This is a genomic window from Actinophytocola sp. (assembly GCF_036378875.1).
Classification (GTDB): domain Bacteria; phylum Actinomycetota; class Actinomycetes; order Mycobacteriales; family Pseudonocardiaceae; genus Actinophytocola.
In genome coordinates this window covers 173,417-191,345 of sequence record NZ_DASUVO010000130.1, presented here as the reverse complement: position 1 = coordinate 191,345, position 17,929 = coordinate 173,417, and the positions used below count along the sequence as shown (strand labels likewise).

General features: G+C 68.5%; 15 protein-coding genes. 13 read left to right on the top strand and 2 right to left on the bottom strand.

Annotated features, from left to right (window positions below; translation table 11 throughout):
* Nucleotides 1-153: 153 nt before the first annotated feature.
* The 4 genes from VF106_RS38005 (at nt 154) to VF106_RS37990 (ending at nt 4,287) form a co-directional block, all read left to right on the top strand.
* A complete protein-coding gene (locus tag VF106_RS38005) occupies nt 154-915 on the top strand; it encodes an IclR family transcriptional regulator (RefSeq protein ID WP_330844814.1) in 762 nt (253 codons plus the stop codon).
* A gap of 13 nt (nt 916-928) precedes the next feature.
* Nucleotides 929-2,458 (top strand): glycerol kinase GlpK, encoded by a 1,530-nt coding sequence (glpK, locus tag VF106_RS38000; protein ID WP_330844813.1) that lies wholly within the window; start codon nt 929-931, stop codon nt 2,456-2,458.
* A gap of 16 nt (nt 2,459-2,474) precedes the next feature.
* Entirely contained in the window at nt 2,475-3,239 is a 765-nt protein-coding gene (locus VF106_RS37995; protein ID WP_330844812.1) for an NAD(P)-binding domain-containing protein, read from the top strand.
* A 370-nt stretch (nt 3,240-3,609) separates the two neighbouring features.
* Nucleotides 3,610-4,287 (top strand): hypothetical protein, encoded by a 678-nt coding sequence (locus tag VF106_RS37990; protein WP_330844811.1) that lies wholly within the window; start codon nt 3,610-3,612, stop codon nt 4,285-4,287.
* A gap of 5 nt (nt 4,288-4,292) precedes the next feature.
* Here the strand turns inward: VF106_RS37990 and VF106_RS37985 are convergent, their stop codons facing one another.
* Nucleotides 4,293-4,787, bottom strand: a complete 495-nt coding sequence (locus VF106_RS37985) for a pyridoxamine 5'-phosphate oxidase family protein (protein WP_330844810.1) — start codon at nt 4,785-4,787, stop codon at nt 4,293-4,295.
* A 255-nt stretch (nt 4,788-5,042) separates the two neighbouring features.
* On the opposite strand from VF106_RS37985, the gene VF106_RS37980 reads away from it, so the two are divergent.
* The 9 genes from VF106_RS37980 to VF106_RS37940 all read left to right on the top strand — a co-directional run bounded on the left by VF106_RS37980 (nt 5,043) and on the right by VF106_RS37940 (nt 16,034).
* Nucleotides 5,043-6,707, top strand: a complete 1,665-nt coding sequence (locus tag VF106_RS37980; protein WP_330844809.1) for a right-handed parallel beta-helix repeat-containing protein — start codon at nt 5,043-5,045, stop codon at nt 6,705-6,707.
* Nucleotides 6,708-6,728: 21 nt separating this feature from the next.
* Nucleotides 6,729-8,027 carry an ABC transporter substrate-binding protein gene (locus tag VF106_RS37975; RefSeq protein WP_330844808.1) on the top strand — a complete coding sequence of 433 codons (1,299 nt, stop codon included), beginning with the start codon at nt 6,729-6,731 and terminating at the stop codon, nt 8,025-8,027.
* A 115-nt stretch (nt 8,028-8,142) separates the two neighbouring features.
* The gene (locus VF106_RS37970) at nt 8,143-9,057 is read left to right on the top strand and encodes a carbohydrate ABC transporter permease (protein WP_330844807.1); all 915 of its coding nucleotides are present in this window, start codon (nt 8,143-8,145) and stop codon (nt 9,055-9,057) included.
* A complete protein-coding gene (locus VF106_RS37965) occupies nt 9,047-9,883 on the top strand; it encodes a carbohydrate ABC transporter permease (protein ID WP_330844806.1) in 837 nt (278 codons plus the stop codon). The genes VF106_RS37970 and VF106_RS37965 overlap by 11 nt, the downstream gene beginning before the upstream one ends.
* A 150-nt stretch (nt 9,884-10,033) precedes the next feature.
* Nucleotides 10,034-10,723, top strand: coding sequence for a lytic polysaccharide monooxygenase auxiliary activity family 9 protein (locus VF106_RS37960; protein ID WP_330844805.1), 690 nt, complete (start codon nt 10,034-10,036; stop codon nt 10,721-10,723).
* 379 nt (nt 10,724-11,102) lie between these two features.
* The gene (locus VF106_RS37955; protein ID WP_330844804.1) at nt 11,103-12,281 is read left to right on the top strand and encodes a pectate lyase; all 1,179 of its coding nucleotides are present in this window, start codon (nt 11,103-11,105) and stop codon (nt 12,279-12,281) included.
* Between the two features lie 55 nt (nt 12,282-12,336).
* Complete coding sequence (locus tag VF106_RS37950) at nt 12,337-13,914, top strand: right-handed parallel beta-helix repeat-containing protein (protein WP_330844803.1); 1,578 nt, start codon at nt 12,337-12,339, stop codon at nt 13,912-13,914.
* Between the two features lie 82 nt (nt 13,915-13,996).
* Nucleotides 13,997-15,088 (top strand): NAD(P)/FAD-dependent oxidoreductase, encoded by a 1,092-nt coding sequence (locus VF106_RS37945; protein ID WP_330844802.1) that lies wholly within the window; start codon nt 13,997-13,999, stop codon nt 15,086-15,088.
* Nucleotides 15,089-15,209: 121 nt separating this feature from the next.
* Complete coding sequence (locus tag VF106_RS37940; protein ID WP_330844801.1) at nt 15,210-16,034, top strand: NmrA family NAD(P)-binding protein; 825 nt, start codon at nt 15,210-15,212, stop codon at nt 16,032-16,034.
* Here VF106_RS37940 and VF106_RS37935 read toward each other — a convergent pair.
* Complete coding sequence (locus VF106_RS37935; protein ID WP_330844800.1) at nt 16,025-17,929, bottom strand: ABC transporter ATP-binding protein; 1,905 nt, start codon at nt 17,927-17,929, stop codon at nt 16,025-16,027. The two genes, VF106_RS37940 and VF106_RS37935, sit on opposite strands and share 10 nt — an antisense overlap.

Here is a 17,929-nt window from a genome sequence, read left to right as displayed (position 1 = left end):
AGCAATACAGGGAGGTCGACAATGTCGAACGCCATGGCCGCCCGGACGGTCACGGTACGATCAACTCCGCCGAATCGGCTCGAACGCAGGCCAAACGGCGGCGACGAGCGTTCGACATTGCCGACGAAGTCCACTTTCGATAGCGTGCCGGACGTGCCGGGCCCGATACAGTCGATCGAGCGTGCGGCGGCGATGCTGCGCCTGCTCGCGCGCGGCTCGGGCCACCACGGGTTGGCCGAGATCGCCGCCGCCCTCGGGCTGCCCAAGGGCACCGCACACGGCATCCTGCGCACGCTGCAGCGGGTCGAGTTCGTCGAGCAGGACCAGAATACCGGGCAGTACCGGCTCGGCGCCGCTCTACTACACCTCGGCACCAGCTACCTGGACGCGAACGAACTGCGCTCCCGGTCCATCAACTGGGCGGACACCCTCGCGGCACGCAGCGGCCACGAGGTCCGGATCGGCATGCACCTCGACGGCGCCGTCCTCGTCGTGCACCACGTGTTCCGCCCCGACGACACCATGCAGACACTCGGCATCGGCGCCATGCTGCCGCTGCACGCCACCGCACTGGGCAAGGTGCTGCTCGCCTACGACGCGCAACTGTTCGCCACGATCCGCCGCGACGAGCTCACCTCGCTCACCCGCCGCACGATCGTCAAACCGGCCGCGCTGGAACGAGTGCTCACCGAGGTGCGCGGCGCGGGATGGGCGAGCGAGGCCGAAGAGTACATGCCGGGCGAGGCCAGCATCGCCGCGCCGATCCGGATGCCCGGTGGTCTCGTCATCGGGGCGATCGGGATCTCGGGCTCCGTGGACCGCATCCAGGCGGCCAACCGACCGAAAGCGACGCTGGTGGACCAGGTCTGCCACGCCGCGGAGGCCGTCTCACGCGCGCTCAGCGCGGAGAACTGATCGAGGAACAGCAATGGCGCAACGGTTCGTAATGGCGATCGACCAGGGCACCACCTCGACCCGGTGCATCGTCTTCGACAGCAACGCCCGACTCGTCTCGGTCGCACAGCGAGAACACCGCCAGTACTACCCCAAGCCCGGCTGGGTCGAGCAGGACGCGGTGGAGATCTGGCGCAACGTCGACCGGATCATGCCCCACGCACTGCGGGACGCCGGCATCTCCGCCGACCAGGTCGTCGCACTGGGCATCACCAACCAGCGCGAGACCTGCGTGGTGTGGGACCGGCACACCGGCACACCCGTGGGCCGCGCGATCGTCTGGGAGGACATCCGCACCGAGTCCCTCGTCACCGAACTCACCGCACGACCCGGCGCCGACGAGGTACGGGACCGCTGCGGACTGCCGATCGCGCCGTACTTCTCCGCGCCGAGCCTCAAGTGGATGCTCGACAACGTGCCGGGCCTGCGGGACCGCGCCGAACGCGGCGACGTCCTGTTCGGCACCATGGACACCTGGCTGATCTGGAACCTCACCGGCGGCGTCAACGGCGGACTGCACGTCACGGACGTGACCAACGCGTCGCGGACCATGCTGATGAACATCACCACCCAGCAGTGGGACCCCTTCCTGCTGTCCTTTTTCGACATTCCACAACGGATGCTGCCAGAGATCCGCCCCACCACCGAGATCCACGGCCGCACCACACGCGTGGTGCCCGGTATCGAGATCGCCGCCGCGCTCGGCGACCAGCACGCCGCACTGTTCGGACAGACCTGCTTCGCCGAGGGCGAAACCAAGTGCACCTACGGCACCGGCAGCTTCCTGCTGATGAACACCGGCACCAAACTGGTCCGCTCCGAACACGGACTCCTCACCACGATCGGCTACCAACTCGGCGGCGAGCCCGTCACCTACGCCCTCGAGGGCTCGATCGCGGTCACCGGGTCACTCGTGCAGTGGTTCCGCGACAACCTCGGCCTCATCCACAGCGCACCCGAGATCGAGACCCTCGCCCGGACCGTCAAGGACAACGGCGGCTGCTACATCGTTCCCGCGTTCTCCGGACTGTTCGCGCCGCACTGGCACAGCGAGGCCCGCGGCATCATCGTCGGACTCACCTCCTACATCACCAAGGGACACCTGGCACGCGCCGTGCTCGAGGCGACCGCCTGGCAGACCCGCGAGGTCGTCGACGCCATGAACGCCGACCTCGGCACCCAGTCCACCGTGTTGAAGGTGGACGGCGGGATGACCGCCGACCACCTGCTGATGCAGTTCATCGCCGACGTGCTCGACATCCCCGTGATGCGGCCGATGGTCGCCGAGACGGTGTCGCTCGGCGCCGCCTACGCCGCGGGACTCGCCGTCGGCTACTGGCCGGACCTGGAAGGCCTGCGCCGCAACTGGCACCTCGCGGCCCGCTGGACCCCGCAGATGGACCCCCGGCACCGCGACGACGAGTACGCCAACTGGAAGCGCGCGGTGGAACTCACCTTCGGCTGGGCCAAACCACGACACGCGGTCGACAGCGCGAAGTTGTGACCTGGAGGCACACACAATGAACCGCGTCGGCATCATCGGAGTTGGCGAGATCGGCCATGCCATGGTCGTCGGCCTGTGCGACGGGGACGACGACTCGCCAGAGGTGTACCTCTCCCCTCGTAGCGCCCGCACCGCCGCGGAACTGGCCGAGCGGTACGAGAGCGTGGCGGTGTGCACCGACAACCAGACCGTCGTGGACCGTGCCGACCTGGTGATCATCGCCGTACGCCGCGACGACCGGCACGACGCACTCGCCGGACTGCGGGTCGACGACGACAAGATCGTGGTCAACGTGATGTCCGGCGTCAGCAACGACGACCTGCGCCAGACACTGGCCACCCACGCCCCGCTGGTACGGGCCATCCCCCTGCCCGCCATCCGCGAACGCCGCTCCGTCACCGTGACCTACCCGTCGCACCCAGCCGTGGACTCGTTCTTCGCGCACCTGGGCGGGACGCTCCCGGTCGCGGACGAGACCGCATTCAACGTCCTCTCCGCGATCACGGGAACACTGACCACACACCTCTGGTACCTCGCCACCCTCACGTCCTGGGCCATCGACCACGGCATCGCCCCCGTCGACGCGGACAGCTACGTCCGCAGCCTCTTCCAGGGCGTCGGACGCGCACTGAGCGACCAGACCCGCACCCTGGAGCAGCTCGCGGCCAACCACGAGACGCCGAAGGGAAACAACGAACGCATCCGCACCACGTGGTTCACGCCCGCCAACGCAGAAGCCCTCAACAAGGCTCTCGACGATCTCCTCACCGACCTGGCATAGACCTGGGGACCGCCCGACGCTCGATGACCTGCGCGGGAACGAGTGAGGTCAGCACGGCGAGCAGGACACGAAGCGCAGGTTCTCCCCAGTTGAGAAACGAGGCGTGCCCACCAGCACAACAACCACGGCGGCTGCGAACAGAGGCACCGCCCGAACGGACGTCGGCCCCTGTCCGCCGATGACAAGTCGGAGAACGCGAGTTGCCGCCGTCGTTCTCCGTTCCCCTTCTTTGCGTTTTGTGTGCCTGTCCCCTTCTCGGCGGTGCGGCGCCCTCGGCGAAATAATCGGACATCTATATAGTTCATAGATTATTTTTGTGCACAGGTTGGGGGAGTGGGATGGCGAGGTGGAGTCGCTAGGGTCGACCTCGATGATCGAGAACGAGGGTGGGGTCTGGGACCCGTTCGGGACGCTGCGCCGCGCGTTGTGGATCGGTGGCGGTCAGTGGGCGGGAAAGTCCACCGTCGCCCGGCTTCTGGCCGCGCGACACGGTGTCACCGTCTACCACTACGACTTCCACGACGCGCGGGCCCACCAGGACCGTCGCATCGCTCGTCGTGCGGCACTGGGCGAGCCGCTCGACGAACCCGACCCGGACACGCTGTGGGTCTCCCCCACTCCGGCGGACATGGTCGCCGGGACCCTGGCCGGCTTCCCGGTCCGGTTCGAGTGGGCCCTGGACGACCTACGCGCGCTCGTCTCCGGACGGCCGATCATCGCCGAGGGCTGGGGACTGCGACCCGAACTCGTCGTGCGCGTCGTCGACTCGACACGTCGCATGATCGTCATGGTGCCCACCGAGGAGTTCCGGCGGCATCAGGTCGACGTCCTGCCGCGAGCCGCCCGGGTCGGCGCGACGGTGAGTGATCCCGCCCGAGCGCAACGGAACCGGCTCGAGCGGGACCGGTTGGTCGCCGAGGACGCCGTCCGCGCCGCCCGGCGCCTGGGCGTCCGCGTGCTCGAGGTCGACGGTGTCCTCGACGCCGAGTCCGTCGCGGACACCGTCGCCGACCACTTCGGGCCGTACCTCGCCTCGGATCAGGGCTGAGGCACTCAGGCACGTTGCCGCTCGTTCCGCTGCCGGACCAACTCCTCCACCGCGGTCGGCAGCGTCGTCTCGAAGTCGATCAGCGCCCATGTCGGGGTCACGACGATCCGGACCATGCCGTCGTAGAGCGAACGCACCTCCGCCTCCCACTCGACCCGCTGCTCGGGGGTCATCTCGTAGGTCCCGTTCATCTGGAGGTACTCGTCCGGGATGCCATCGACGTAGTCCAACTCGACCCGACCGCGGATGAGCAGGATCTTGGGCGGGTGCACCTCGGTGTCGATCGTCAGGGCAACCGTCGGGTTCTTGCGCAGGGCCGAGAGCTTCGGGGCGTTCTTCGTCGTGCACATGACGATCTCCGCGCCGTTCCAGGTGAACCCGATCGGGATGTTGCGGGGTGTGCCGTCCTTGGCGACGTAGGCCAGGCGGGTCAGGTCGCGGACCAACAGTTCCTGGCTGATCGGTCGGTTCAGGACCTCGGCGATCTCGTTCGGTCGCATGATCAATCCTCTCGGTGTTCCTCGCGCGGCGCGTCGTGGCCAACCGCGTCCCTGGGACGGAGCCGGCGCCACGTTCTCGACATCCCGACGCGAGCTGAGGGCCACGACCTGCCGTCACCGCACCCGAAATGGTGAAACGTTACAAGCTCAAGACTTGACTCGCTTGGGAGCGCTCCCTAATGTCGGAAAGCGCTTTCCTTATTGTGCCGTTCGTGCTCCGGAAGTCAGTGTTGATTCTCCAGGGAGGAAGAGCCCATGCGGCGCACGACCTCGGTCGTCCTCGCCCTCCTCGCGGCACTGCTCGGCCTCTTCCCGGCGAACGCCGCCGCCTCCGAAGGCGGGACCAGGTACTACGTCGACGCCGTGCGAGGCAGTGACGACGCGTCCGGCCGCTCCCGCGCCGGCGCGTGGCGGAGCCTCGACAAGGTCAATTCCACCACGTTCGCGCCCGGCGACCGGATTCTGCTCCAGGCCGGGCAGAGCTGGTTCGGCCAGCTGTGGCCCAAGGGCTCCGGGAGCGACGGCCGGCCCATCGTGATCGACCGGTACGGCGGTGGCGCCAAACCGGCGGTGCACGGCGGCGGCGCGGTGGCCGACGCGGTCCGGCTGTTCAACCAGCACCACTGGGAGATCCGCGACCTCGAGGTCACCAACACCGCCTCGCCCGCCGACGTGCCCGGCACCAACCTCCGTGACCTGCGCGGCATCCACGTCGCCGGGGACGCGGGCGGACAGCTGCGTCACTTCCGCATCGACTCGGTGGACGTGCACGACGTGACCGGTGAGGTCAACTGGATCGGCGGCAACACCTCGGGCAACGCGCCCGGCATCACCTTCCGCACCGGTTGGGACCGCTCCAAGAACACCGGTGGCATCGTCTTCCGCGGCACGGTCGCCGACGAGACCGCGCCCGGCGAGCCGACGGTGCTGAGCGACATCGTGGTCGAACGTTCCACGGTGAAGCGGACCTCGTTCGGCGGGATCATCGTCAAGCAGCACACGGGTTCCAACCCCGGCGCGGTGCGCACCGGCTGGGGTGAACGGGCCAGCCGGGACGATCCGAACTTCACCCCGCACACGAACGTCGTGATCCGGGACAACTTCATCACCCAGGACGGCACCCCCTACGGCTGCAACGGGATCTACCTCACCGACGTGCGTGGCGGGCTCGTGGAGCGCAACGTCGTGCACCGCACCGGGACGTCCGGGATCGAGGCGTACTTCGCCGACGACGTGGTGATCCAGCGCAACGAGGTGTACGAGACGCAACAGAAGGCCGGCGGTGCCGACTCGAACGGCATCGACCCGGACATCGCCACCACGAAGGTCCTGGTGCAGTACAACTTCGTGCACCACAACGGGGACGGCATCCTGCTGTGCCAGTGCGGCCGCGGCTTCGGCGACACCGTCGTGCGGTACAACGTGATCGCGAGCAACACGCGGTACCAGCTCTACCTGCACTCGGTCCGCGGCACGACGGCATACGTCTACCACAACACGGTCTACAACGACCGCAGCGACTTTCTCGTGTACGGGTTCGGCGAGTACCTCGAGGCCGAGTACCACGTCTGGAACAACGTGCTCTACTCGACGAGGGAGAACGCCGCGCTGTCGACCGGTGCGGCGGTCGACTACGAGTCCAATGTGTACGGTGGGGCCGCGCTCACGGTGCCCGCTGACGACACCCGGTCCGTGACCGGCGATCCGCTGTTCCTCGGCGAGATCACCGGCCCATACGGCACGGAGCGCTCAGGGCCCCGGCTCGACCGGGCACTGGCCCTGCGGGTCGCGGCAGGCTCTCCCGCGATCGACGCCGGCGTGGCGGTGCCCGACCACGGCGACGTCGACTACACCGGTCGCCCCAGCTACCACGGACTCCCCGACATCGGGGCGTTCGAGTACCGGCCACGGAATCGATGACCACCGGAAAGGACCGTCCACATGCGACAAGTCCCCCGTCGAACGGTGTTGCTGGCCGTCCCGGCCATGCTGACCATGTCCGCGTGCTCCGGCTCCGGCGGCGGTGACGCCGAGCTGTCGAACGAGCCCGTCACGCTCCGCTTCACGTGGTGGGGCTCCGACGAGCGGCACCGGCGGACGCAGGAGGTCATCGACCTGTTCCAGGCCAAGCACAAGAACATCACGGTGACGGGTGAGTACAAGGACTGGAACGGCTACTGGGACAGCCTCGCGACCACCGCCGCCGCCCAGGAGGCGCCCGACATCATCCAGATGGACGAGCTGTACCTGGCGTCGTACGCGGAACGGGGCGCGTTGCTGGACCTGGACACTGTGAAGCAGCACCTCGACACGAGCAAGATCGCCAAGGACGTCCTCGCCACCGGTGTGGTGGACGGGAAGCAGTACGCCGTGCCGAACGGGCTCGCCGCGTACTCGATCGTCGTCAACGCCGACCTGCTCGCCCGGTACGGGGTCGAGCTGCCCGACGACAAGACGTGGACCTGGGACGACCTCAAGGAGATCGGCGCGCGGATCTCGACAGTCAGCGGCGGTGAGGTCACCGGGGTCCAGTCGTGGGGCTTCGACATGGGCGGCCTCAACATCTGGGCCCGCCAGTCGGGTGGCCGGTTGTTCGGCGACGACGGCAAGGTGGCGCTCGAGCCCGACGTGCTCGCCGACTACTGGCAGTACCTGATCGACCTGGCGCAGGAGGGCGCCGCGCCGCCCCCGGCGGTGACCGTCGAACGGGCGACCGGGAGCCTGGACCAGTCGGGCACGGCGACCAACAGGTCCGTGTTCGCGACCTGGTGGAACACCCAGCTGACCTCGCTCACCGCGGCCAGTGGCGCCGACCTGCGGTTGCTCGCGCTGCCAGGTGAGTCCACGGCGAAGTCACGCGGCGCCTTCCACAAGCCGTCGCAGTACTGGTCGATCTTCTCGCGCAGCGAGCACCCGGCCGAGGCCGCGCTGCTCGTCGACTTCCTCGCGAACAGCCGCGAGGCCGCCGGTGTGATGCTCACCGACCGCGGTGTCCCGGTCAACGCGGACATCCGGGCGGCCATCGAGCCGAAACTCGACGCCACGGACCAGGCGGCTCTCGCCTACCTCGACGAGCTCGAGGTGAGCCCGCCACCACGGGTGACGCCCAACGGCGCCAGCAACATCGAGAAGATCCTGCAGCGCCACACCGAGCAGGTCCTGTTCGGACAGGTCGCACCCGAGCAGGCGGCGAGTGCGTTCATCGCCGAGCTGCAGGCCGAAATCGACGCCACGGCATGAGCGGAGCCTGCGGAGCGAATGATCGATGTTCAGGCAGGCTCGGAGCCCGCGGAGGGCGCCGGTGTAGCGGAGCCTGCGGAGCGTTCCGGGGCCGCGGAGCGGGCGAGGAGTCTGCATGACGGCTTTTCGGGAGCTGCGCCGCAAGCATCCCGCCACCGGCAAGAAGGACAACCTGGCGGCCTACCTGTTCCTCGCCCCGTGGGTGCTCGGGTTGCTGGTGATCACCATCGGCCCGATGGTGGCGTCGCTGTTCCTGGGGTTCACCGACTACAACCTGCTCCAGCCACCGGAGTGGGCCGGGTTCGACAACTTCGTCCGCATGGCAGGCGACGAGCGGCTGCACAAGGCGCTGGGCGTGACGTTCACCTACGTGTTCGTGTCGGTGCCCCTGCAGCTCGGACTCGCCCTGCTGCTCGCGGTCGTGCTCGACCGGGGCCTTCGTGGTCTGGCGTTCTACCGCTCGGTCTTCTACCTGCCGTCGCTGCTCGGGTCCAGTGTGGCCATCGCGATCCTGTGGCAGCGGATCTTCGGCAGCGACGGCCTGGTGAACTACGCGCTGGAGCTGTTCGGCATCCAGGGCCGGAGCTGGATCTCCGAGCCGGCGACCGCGCTGTCGACCCTGGTCGTGCTGAACGTGTGGACGTTCGGCGCGCCCATGGTCATCTTCCTGGCCGGTCTGCGGCAGATCCCGTCGATGTACTACGAGGCCGCCGCGGTGGACGGCGCCGGGGCGGTGCGGCGGTTCCGGAGCATCACGCTGCCGCTGCTGACGCCCATCATCTTCTTCAACCTGGTGCTGCAGATCATCCACGCGTTCCAGGCGTTCACGCAGGCGTTCGTGGTGTCCAACGGAACCGGCGGGCCGTCGGACTCGACGCTGCTGTTCTCGCTGTACGTGTACCAACGTGCCTTCGGGAACTTCGACATGGGGTACGCCTCGGCGATGGGTTGGGTCCTGTTGCTGATCATCGCGGCGTTCACCGCGGTCAACTTCCTCGCGTCGAGGTACTGGGTGTTCTATGACGACTAAGCTCCGGATCTCCTCGGTCGTCAAGCATCTGGCGCTCATCGCCACGGCCGCGCTGATGCTGTACCCGGTGCTGTGGATGGTGGTCAGCTCGCTGCGGCCGAAGGACCAGATCTTCCAGGCGCCGGGCCTGCTGTTGACCGAGGTGGAGGCACGCAACTACCCGGACGGCTGGAACGCGCTCGGGCACCCGTTCACCGTGTACCTGCTGAACTCGGCGGTCGTGGTGCTCGGTGCGATCGTCGGCAACCTGGTGTCGTGCTCGATGGCGGCCTACGCGTTCGCGCGCCTGGAGTTCCGCGGGCGCAAGCTGCTGTTCACCATCATGCTGATGACGATCATGCTGCCGGTCCACGTCGTGATCGTCCCCCAGTACGTCCTGTTCTCGGAGCTGGGCTGGCTGAACACGTTCCTGCCGCTGATCGTGCCGAAGCTGCTGGCCACCGACGCGTTCTTCGTGTTCCTGATGGTGCAGTTCATCCGCGGTATCCCCCGCGAGCTCGACGACGCGGCCAGGATCGACGGTTGCGGCCGGGCGGGGATCTTCCTGCGGGTCATCCTGCCCCTGATGACCCCCGCGCTCGCCACGACCGCGATCTTCACGTTCATCTGGACGTGGAACGACTTCTTCAGCCAGCTGATCTACCTCACCGACCCCGACATGTACACGGTGCCGGTGGCCCTGCGTTCGTTCATGGACGCGACGACCGGCACCTCGTGGGGTTCCATGTTCGCGATGTCGGTGGTGTCCCTGCTTCCGGTGTTCCTGGCCTTCCTCATCGGTCAGCGGTTCCTGGTCCGGGGTATCGCGACGACCGGTATCAAGTGACGTGCGTTATTCGACGAAAAAGGCGGTAAATATAGGGCGTTCGACGACTGGTTCGACGGATTCGACGCTGTTCGACCCGTCGTTGCGTAGACATCGGATGGTTTAGTACCGTTGTTATTTCATCACATCCACAACGTCGTGGAGGATCCGATGCATTCCCTGCGAATAGGTCTGCGTGCCCTGGTGGTCGCATTGACCGCAATGTTGCTGCTCCCGCTGATGCCCGCCGGCAATGCGGCGGCCCACGGTTCGTCAATCGGACCGGCGTCCCGCAACTACGGTTGTTGGCAGCGCTGGGGCAACGACTTCCAGAACCCGAACATGGCGACCCAGGACCCGATGTGCTGGCAGGCCTGGCAGCACGACACCAACGCCATGTGGAACTGGAACGGCCTGTACCGCGAGCAGGTCGGCGGCAACCACCAGGGCGTCATCCCGGACGGCCAACTGTGCAGCGCCGGACGCACCGGCAACGGACGGTACAACGCGATGGACGTTCCTGGCGCCTGGCGAACCACGCAGCTGACGACCAACTTCACCTTCAAGATGCACGACCAGGCAAGGCATGGCGCGGACTACATCCGGATCTACGTCACGCGCCAGGGTTACAACGCGACCACCCAGCCACTGCGCTGGAGCGACCTGGAACTGCGGGCACAGACCGGCCGGATCGCGCCGGGTGTCGGGACACCGGAGACCAGCCCGTCCCTGAACGGCGTGACCATCTCGGTCAACGTCACCGCACCGGGCCGCAGTGGCCGCCACGTGGTCTACATGATCTGGCAGGCGAGTCACTTCGACCAGAGCTTCTACGCGTGCAGTGACGTGAATTTCTCCTGACCGGAATTCGATCGGGCGGAGCGCGGTGTGTCCCCTGCGGGGCGCGCCGCGTTCCGTCCTTTCCGGATGGACAAGTGCTCAGACCAGACAACGCTTAGCGCGGAACAAACGACACTTCCTGTCAATGCGTCGGTACGCGTTGACAGCGCCGCGGGACTTCTTTAACGTGTCAGGTAAGCGCTTTCCTACGCGAACGCCGTCTTTCGAATCCACGGAGGCAACGATGCCCCGACTCAGACTTCGAGTTCGCCACGCCATCTTCCTGGCGGCACACATCCCCAGGTAGGTCCGAAAGGACACTCGCTACCCGTGGCTTTCCGCAACCCGGCCACGGGAGGTTCGCCATGCCCGAATCACTTCGGGAAAATGGAGGAAAAGAATGAGACTGAGATCCTTGGTCGCGGCCGGCGCCATGGCGGCGGCCGGTGTCGTGTTGGTGTCGCCGTCCACGTCGTCGGCGGCGCCCACCCGTTACGAGGCGGAGAACTCCCCCGCGACCTGCACCGGCACGATCGACTCGAACTGGGGCGGCTACTCCGGTGCCGGGTTCTGCAACGGCACCAACTCGACCGGCGGCTTCGCCCAGTTCACCGTGAACGCGTCCGCGGCGGGGACCGCGACGCTCGGCGTGCGGTTCGCCAACGGCACCACGACCGCGCGACCGGCGAGCCTGATCGTCAACGGAACCACCGTGCAGTCGCCGTCGTTCGAGGGCACCGGCACGTGGGACACCTGGGTGACCAGGACGTTGACCGTCTCGGTGAACTCGGGCAGCAACACGATCCGGTTGAGCCCGACCACGGCGAACGGCCTGGCGAACGTCGACTACCTGGACTTCGAGGTCGGCGGCGGCACACAACCCCCGCCCCCGCCCACGGGCGCCTGGCCGACGCCGACCGGGCAGGTCAGCGTCAACGGCACGATCCAGGTGCCGGCCAGTGGACTCGACGGCGGTCTGCGCCGCTACTGCTGCATCGGCGACGGTGGTCAGGAAGAGGACCAGGACCCGATGTTCGAGCTCGCCCCCGGCGCGACGCTGTCCAACGTGATCATCGGCGCGCCGGCCGGTGACGGCGTGCACTGCTCCGGCCCCTGCACGCTCCGCAACGTGTGGTGGGAGGACGTGGGCGAGGACGCGGCCACGTTCCGCGGCAGCGGTGACCCGCAGTTCCTGGTCGACGGCGGCGGCGCGCGGGCGGCCAGCGACAAGATCTTCCAGCACAACGGGCCCGGCACGGTGACCATCCAGAACTTCCAGGCCACCAACTTCGGCACGTTCTACCGGTCATGCGGCAACTGCTCCACCCAGCAGCAGCGTGACGTGGTGCTCCGCAACCTCACGCTGACCCGGCCGGGCAACCGGATCGCCGGGATCAACATCAACTACGGGGACACCGCCCGGTACTCCGGGATCACCATCGTGAACGACCCGAACCGATCGATGATCATCTGCCAGAAGTACATCGGCAACAACAGCGGCGACGAGCCGGACGACGCGGGCACCGGTGCCGACAGCACCAACTGTCTCTATACCTCGTCCAACATCACCTACCGGTAGCCGCGCGGGCGCGCCCGGGACACCTCGGGCGCGCCCCCATCACGGAGACGAACGAATGCACCTGAGATCAGTGGCGTGCGTCAGCCTGCTCGCCAGCGCGATCGCCGTCCTGTCCCCGCCGGCCGCGCAGGCCGCCACCACACGGTACGAGGCCGAGACCTCCCCCGCCGTCTGCACCGGCACCATCGACACCAACTGGGCCGGCTACTCCGGCACCGGGTTCTGCAACGGCACCAACGCCGCCGGCGCCCACGTCCAGTTCACCGTCGACGCTGCGGCGGCCGGCACCGCGACCGTCGCGGTCCGGTTCGCCAACGGCACCACGACCACACGCCCGACCGACGTCGTCGTGAACGGCACGACCGTGCAGTCGACCACGTTCGCCGGCACCGGTGCGTGGTCGACGTGGGCGACCGCGACCCTGACGCTGTCCCTTCCCGCCGGCAGCAGCACGGTCCGGCTCAACCCGACCGCCGCCGCCGGCCTGCCCAACATCGACTACGTCGACGTCACGACCGACGGCGCACCACCGCCCACCGGCACCGAGCTGTACGTCGCCACGAACGGCAACGACACCAACCCCGGCACGCTCGCCCAGCCGCTGCGCACCATCCAGCGCGCGGTCGACCTGGCCCAACCAGGTCACACCATCCAGATCCGCGGCGGCACGTACGCGCCGAGCACCAACATCCAGATCCTGAAGAACGGCACGGCGAGCCAGCCGATCACCATGCGGAACCACGCGGGCGAGCGGGTGATCCTCGACGGCGAGAACATGCCGTTCACGCCGGGCGCGGTCGGCTCGTCCATACCCCGGCCAGAACGCGGCGCCATCCACATCGAGGGCGACCACTGGCGGCTCGTCGGCCTCGAGATCATCCACGGCCCGTACGGCGTGTTCGGCCTGGACTCCAGCAACAACGTCTACGACAGACTGGTCACCCGCGACAACTACGAGTCCGGGTTCCACCTGTTCCTGGGGTCGAGCAACAACCAGATCATCAACCTCGACAGCTACGGCAACTTCGACCCGAGGAGCAACGGGGAGAGCGCCGACGGCCTCGCCATCAAGGAAGGCTCCGGCACCGGCAACGTGGTGCGGGGCGCCCGGCTGTGGAACAACTCCGACGACGGCCTGGACTACTGGATGTTCTCCTCGCCGATCCTCACCGAGAACAGCCTGGCGTGGGGGAACGGGTTCAACCGCTGGAACCTGCCCGACTTCACCGGCGACGGCAACGGGTTCAAGCTGGGCGGCAACGCCGTCGCGGCCAACCACACCCTGCGGAACAGCATGACGTGGGACAACGCGGTCGGCGGCTTCATCGACAACAACAACCCCGGCCAGCACCGCATCGAACGCAGCACCGCGTGGGACAACCCGGGAACCGGGTTCGACGCCGACCGTTCGTCGAGCACGCTCACCGCGAACCTCGCGGTGGCCAACGGCACCAACGTGTCGCTGGGCGCGAGTTCCACCGGCAGTGGGAACTCGTGGGACCTCGGCGGTTCGTGGTCGTTCGTGAGCACGAACCCGGGCTCGATCACGGGCCCGAGAAACACGGACGGCTCGATCCCGTCGTCGACGTTCCTCCGCCCCACCAACGGCGCGAACGTGGGGGCACGCTTCTAGCCCCCATCTCCTGACCCGGATGGAAGTGGCGGCATCCTGGGGATGTCGCCACTTTCGTGTTCGGACGTGAGGAGATCGTCTCTTGCGAGTTGTCGTCATCGGGGCCGGTGTTGTCGGGGCGGCGGTCGCCGCCGGGTTGGGTAGGCGGGGCGCTCAGGTCACCGTGCTCGAGGCCGGTCGTCCCGGGGAGGGCACCAGCGGCACCACGTTCGCGTGGGTCAACGCCGCCAACAAGGAGCCAGAGGCCTACTTCGCGCTCAACCTCGCCGGACTGCGGGCGCACTACGCGTTGGCCGACGAGCGCGCGCCGTGGTTCTTTCCCACCGGCAACCTGGAATGGGCGACCACCGACGAGCACCTGGCCCGGCTAGTCGACCGGATGGAACGGCTCCGGCCCCGGGACTACGCCGCCGCCTGGCTCACCTCGGCGCAGGCCCGACAGCTGGAGCCCGACCTCGCCCGTACGTCCGGTGACTTCGCGTTCTTCCCCGAGGAAGCGCACGTCCTGCCGGTGGCGCTGCTCGCCCGCCTCCTCGGTGAGGCACGCGATCTCGGTGCGACGGTCCACACCGGCGCGCTCGTGACCGAAGTGGACGGCGGGACCGTCCGGACCGCCGACGGGAACCGGTACGAGGCGGACGTCGTGGTGAGCTGTGTCGGTCGGTGGACCAGCGCGGTCGCCGCCCTCGCCGGGGCCGACGTGCCCATGCTCGACCCCGATCTCGCCGGGTCGGGCACCGTCGGGTTCCTCTCCACCACCGCTCCCCTGCCTGTGCGGCTGTCCCGCGTGCTGCACACCTCGCGACTGGGCATCCGGCCGGACGGCGGCGGGCGGCTGCTGTTACAGGCCGTCGACCTCGATCGCGCCGCCGATCCCGCGGTGCCGGTCGCGGTCGACGGCGAGGTCGCGGCCGAGGTGGCGCGGCGGCTGCCCGGGGTGCTCGACGGGACCGACGGTGTGGTCGTCGAGAGTGTGCGGGTGGGCCAGCGGGCGAAGCCCAGCGACGGGCATCCGGTCGCCGGGTTCACCAACTCCCGGTTCTACGTGGTGGCCACGCACAGCGGCATCACGCTCGCACCGGTGCTCGCCGACCTCGTGGCAGGTGAGGTGTTCGGCACTGAGTCGGCGCTGCTGGCGCCCTTCCGGCCCCAACGGTTCACCGTGAAAACGTAGTTCCGCCCGTCCGTGTCCCGAGGTTCCTCCGGTCGGCACGCGGACGCACGGTAGGTGATCATGGCGTGACTCCATCGAGCGATTACGAATCCCCCACTTGCCGGGCTAGCGTCATTACTCCGTGAAGATCACGCTGGTCACCGGCGGCACCGGGATCATCGGCACTGCCGTCGCGTGCGCACTGACAGGGCGGGTCCCGCTGGCCGTGGCCGCCCGGCACGTGCGGCCGGGGCCTGACACCCGGCACCTCGACTACGACGACCCGGCCACCTACGCCGAGGCGCTGGCGGACGTCGGCACGCTGTTCCTCGTCGCGCCACCCTCGGACCCACGGTCCGCCGACCGGGCGGTGCCGTTCGTCGAGGCCGCCGCCGAGGCCGGCGTCGAGCACATCGTGGTCAACTCCGCGCCGGTCGCGGGTCTGTCCGACGACTTCCCGCTCGCGCGGGTCGAGCGTGCCGTGCAGGCGTCCGGCTGCGCGTGGACGATCGTCCGCAACCACTGGCACATGGCCAACTTCACCGTCGGACTGTTCGCGCCCCTGGTCGCCGGTGGCGAGCTGGCGATCCCGGTCGGGAACGCCGGTGTCCCCTTCGTCGCCCCCGTCGACGTGGGAGGCGTCGCGGCCGCGGTGCTCGCCGAGCCGCTCTCCCACGCCCGCGCCGTCTACGAGGTGACCGGTCCGCGGATCCTGACCGTCACGGAGGTGGCGGAGCTGCTCACCACGCCGACCCGGCCCGTCCGCTACGAGGCGATCGACGACGAGGACTACCTCGCCCGCTGCGCGGAACGCGGCCTGCCCGACGACGTCGCCAAGTACCTCCTGCGGCTGCTGACCGCCGTCCGCAACGGCTGGTACACCCACACCACCGGCACCGTCGAGCGGCTGACCGGCCGCGCCCCCACCACGTTCGAGGAGTTCCTGCGGACCGACGGTCAGCGGTAGGCCGACGCCTGCAGGGAGTACAGCTCCGCGTAGAGACCGCCCAGCGCCATCAGCTCCTCGTGCGTCCCGTCCTCGATGACCCGGCCCTGTTCGAGCACGATGATCCGGTCCGCGTGCCGCACGTTGGCCAGGCGGTGGGTGACCAGCACAGTGGTGCGCTCCGAGCTCTGGTCGCGGCTGGCAGTCTGGAGCGCGCTGAACACCTTCGCCTCCGCCTTGGCGTCGAGCGCGGCGGTCGGCTCGTCGGCCACCAGCACCGGCGCGTCCCGGTAGGCCCCCCGCGCGACCGACAGGCGCTGCCACTGCCCGCCGGACAGGTCCTTGCCCTCCTCGTACAGCCGGGACAGGATCGTGTTCTCCTTGCGGGGCAAGTCGTCGATCACCTCGTCGGCGCCCGAGGTGCGTGCGTGCTCGGTCCACAGTGTCCCGTCGCGGCTGTCCCGGTCCAGCCGTCCGACCCGGATGTTGTCCGCGGCGGTCACCGGCCAGCGCAGGGGTTCCTGGGAGATGACCGAGACCTGCGAGTGGACGGTGTGCGGGTGCGCGGTGCCGATGTCGGTGCCGTCCCACAGCACCTGGCCCTCGGTCGGGCGGTACAGACCGGTGATGAGTTTGCCCAGTGTCGACTTGCCCGAGCCGTTCTCCCCCACCAGCGCGACCACCTCACCACGCCGCAGCTTCAGCGACACACCCTGCACGGCCGCCGAGTCCTGGTCTGGATAGGTGTAGGAGACCTCGCGCAGCTCGATCGTCGAGGGGTTGACCGGCGCGTCGACGACCCGGTCCGGGCCTCGCCGCTGCTCGGCCTCGACGAGGAGCTTGCGGAACAGCTCGATGTGGAAGCTGTCGTCGTACAAGCGGTTCACCTGGTACATCGTGTTCCGCAAGGCAGTGGACCCGGTGCGCATCGCCACGACCGCGGCTCCGGCCAGCGCGAGCGGCATCGTCTCCACGTAGAGCAGCCAGCCCAGCACCACGTACGCCAGCGCCGTGCCGACCCCGGCCACGGCACGGCCCGCGAGCTGGATCCAGGTCTGCCGCCGCTCGACACGGACGATCTCGGCCGCGAGGATCTTCGCCACCCTGCGGTGCTCGGCGAGCAGGACCGGCTGCGCGGTGAACGCCCGGACCTCCAGCGCCGCGTCGCGTTCGGTGATCAGGTCACCGATCACCCAGGCCTGCCGGTCGCGGGTGATCCGGTGGAGGAACGACTCGTAGTTCAACTTCGCCGCACGCATCGCCGCCCACGCGTCCGCCGCGGCGGCGATCACGAGCGCCGGCAACAGCCAACCGCTGAACACCGCGACCGTCGCCATCGCGGCTACCAGCGACACCACCGAGGACACCAGGTCGGCCACGCCCCGGATGGAGCTCTGGATCGCGCGCGTGCCCCGGTCACCGCCCTGCCGCACCAGCTCCTGGAAGTCGGCGTCGTCGAACGCCGACGCCTCGACGGCCAGCACCGCCCCGTACATCTCGTCGCGGGCGGCCAGCTCGACCTGTGGGGTGAGCACGCCCTGCACCAGCGCCACCATCGCGTCCAGCAGGGCACCAACCGACATCGCCGCCACCACGAGCACGATCGCGGGCAGCGAGGCGAGCACCCGCTCGGGCGTCGGCCCCGCCTCCAGCAGCTCGGTCAGCACGTTCGCGGTGGCCAGCAGACCGAAGGCGGTGACACAGCCGGAAAGCACGTGCATCAGGCCGGCCAGCAGGGTCAACCAGCGCGACGCACGCCACGACAGCCGCGTCACCGTGAACACGGCCGTCGGGACCGAGCGAACCGTCTGCCACCAGCTCGCCTCGGCGGCCGCCTTCCCGGACGCGGCCCACTTCGGCGACGCGATGCCGTCCACCCCGATCAGGGGCCGGCCGGAATCCACACGTTCAGTCAT

Bases quoted from the DNA above. Each gene is read 5' to 3' on its own strand.
- VF106_RS37980 (WP_330844809.1), top strand. From the start codon at position 5,043: ATGCGGCGCACGACCTCGGTCGTCCTCGCCCTCCTCGCGGCACTGCTC.
- VF106_RS37990 (WP_330844811.1), top strand. From the start codon at position 3,610: ATGATCGAGAACGAGGGTGGGGTCTGGGACCCGTTCGGGACGCTGCGC.
- VF106_RS37955 (WP_330844804.1), top strand. From the start codon at position 11,103: ATGAGACTGAGATCCTTGGTCGCGGCCGGCGCCATGGCGGCGGCCGGT.
- VF106_RS37995 (WP_330844812.1), top strand. From the start codon at position 2,475: ATGAACCGCGTCGGCATCATCGGAGTTGGCGAGATCGGCCATGCCATG.
- VF106_RS37950 (WP_330844803.1), top strand. From the start codon at position 12,337: ATGCACCTGAGATCAGTGGCGTGCGTCAGCCTGCTCGCCAGCGCGATC.
- VF106_RS37985 (WP_330844810.1), bottom strand. From the start codon at position 4,787: ATGCGACCGAACGAGATCGCCGAGGTCCTGAACCGACCGATCAGCCAG.
- VF106_RS37970 (WP_330844807.1), top strand. From the start codon at position 8,143: ATGACGGCTTTTCGGGAGCTGCGCCGCAAGCATCCCGCCACCGGCAAG.
- VF106_RS37965 (WP_330844806.1), top strand. From the start codon at position 9,047: ATGACGACTAAGCTCCGGATCTCCTCGGTCGTCAAGCATCTGGCGCTC.
- VF106_RS37960 (WP_330844805.1), top strand. From the start codon at position 10,034: ATGCATTCCCTGCGAATAGGTCTGCGTGCCCTGGTGGTCGCATTGACC.
- VF106_RS37975 (WP_330844808.1), top strand. From the start codon at position 6,729: ATGCGACAAGTCCCCCGTCGAACGGTGTTGCTGGCCGTCCCGGCCATG.
- glpK (WP_330844813.1), top strand. From the start codon at position 929: ATGGCGCAACGGTTCGTAATGGCGATCGACCAGGGCACCACCTCGACC.
- VF106_RS37935 (WP_330844800.1), bottom strand. From the start codon at position 17,929: ATGACTGAACGTGTGGATTCCGGCCGGCCCCTGATCGGGGTGGACGGC.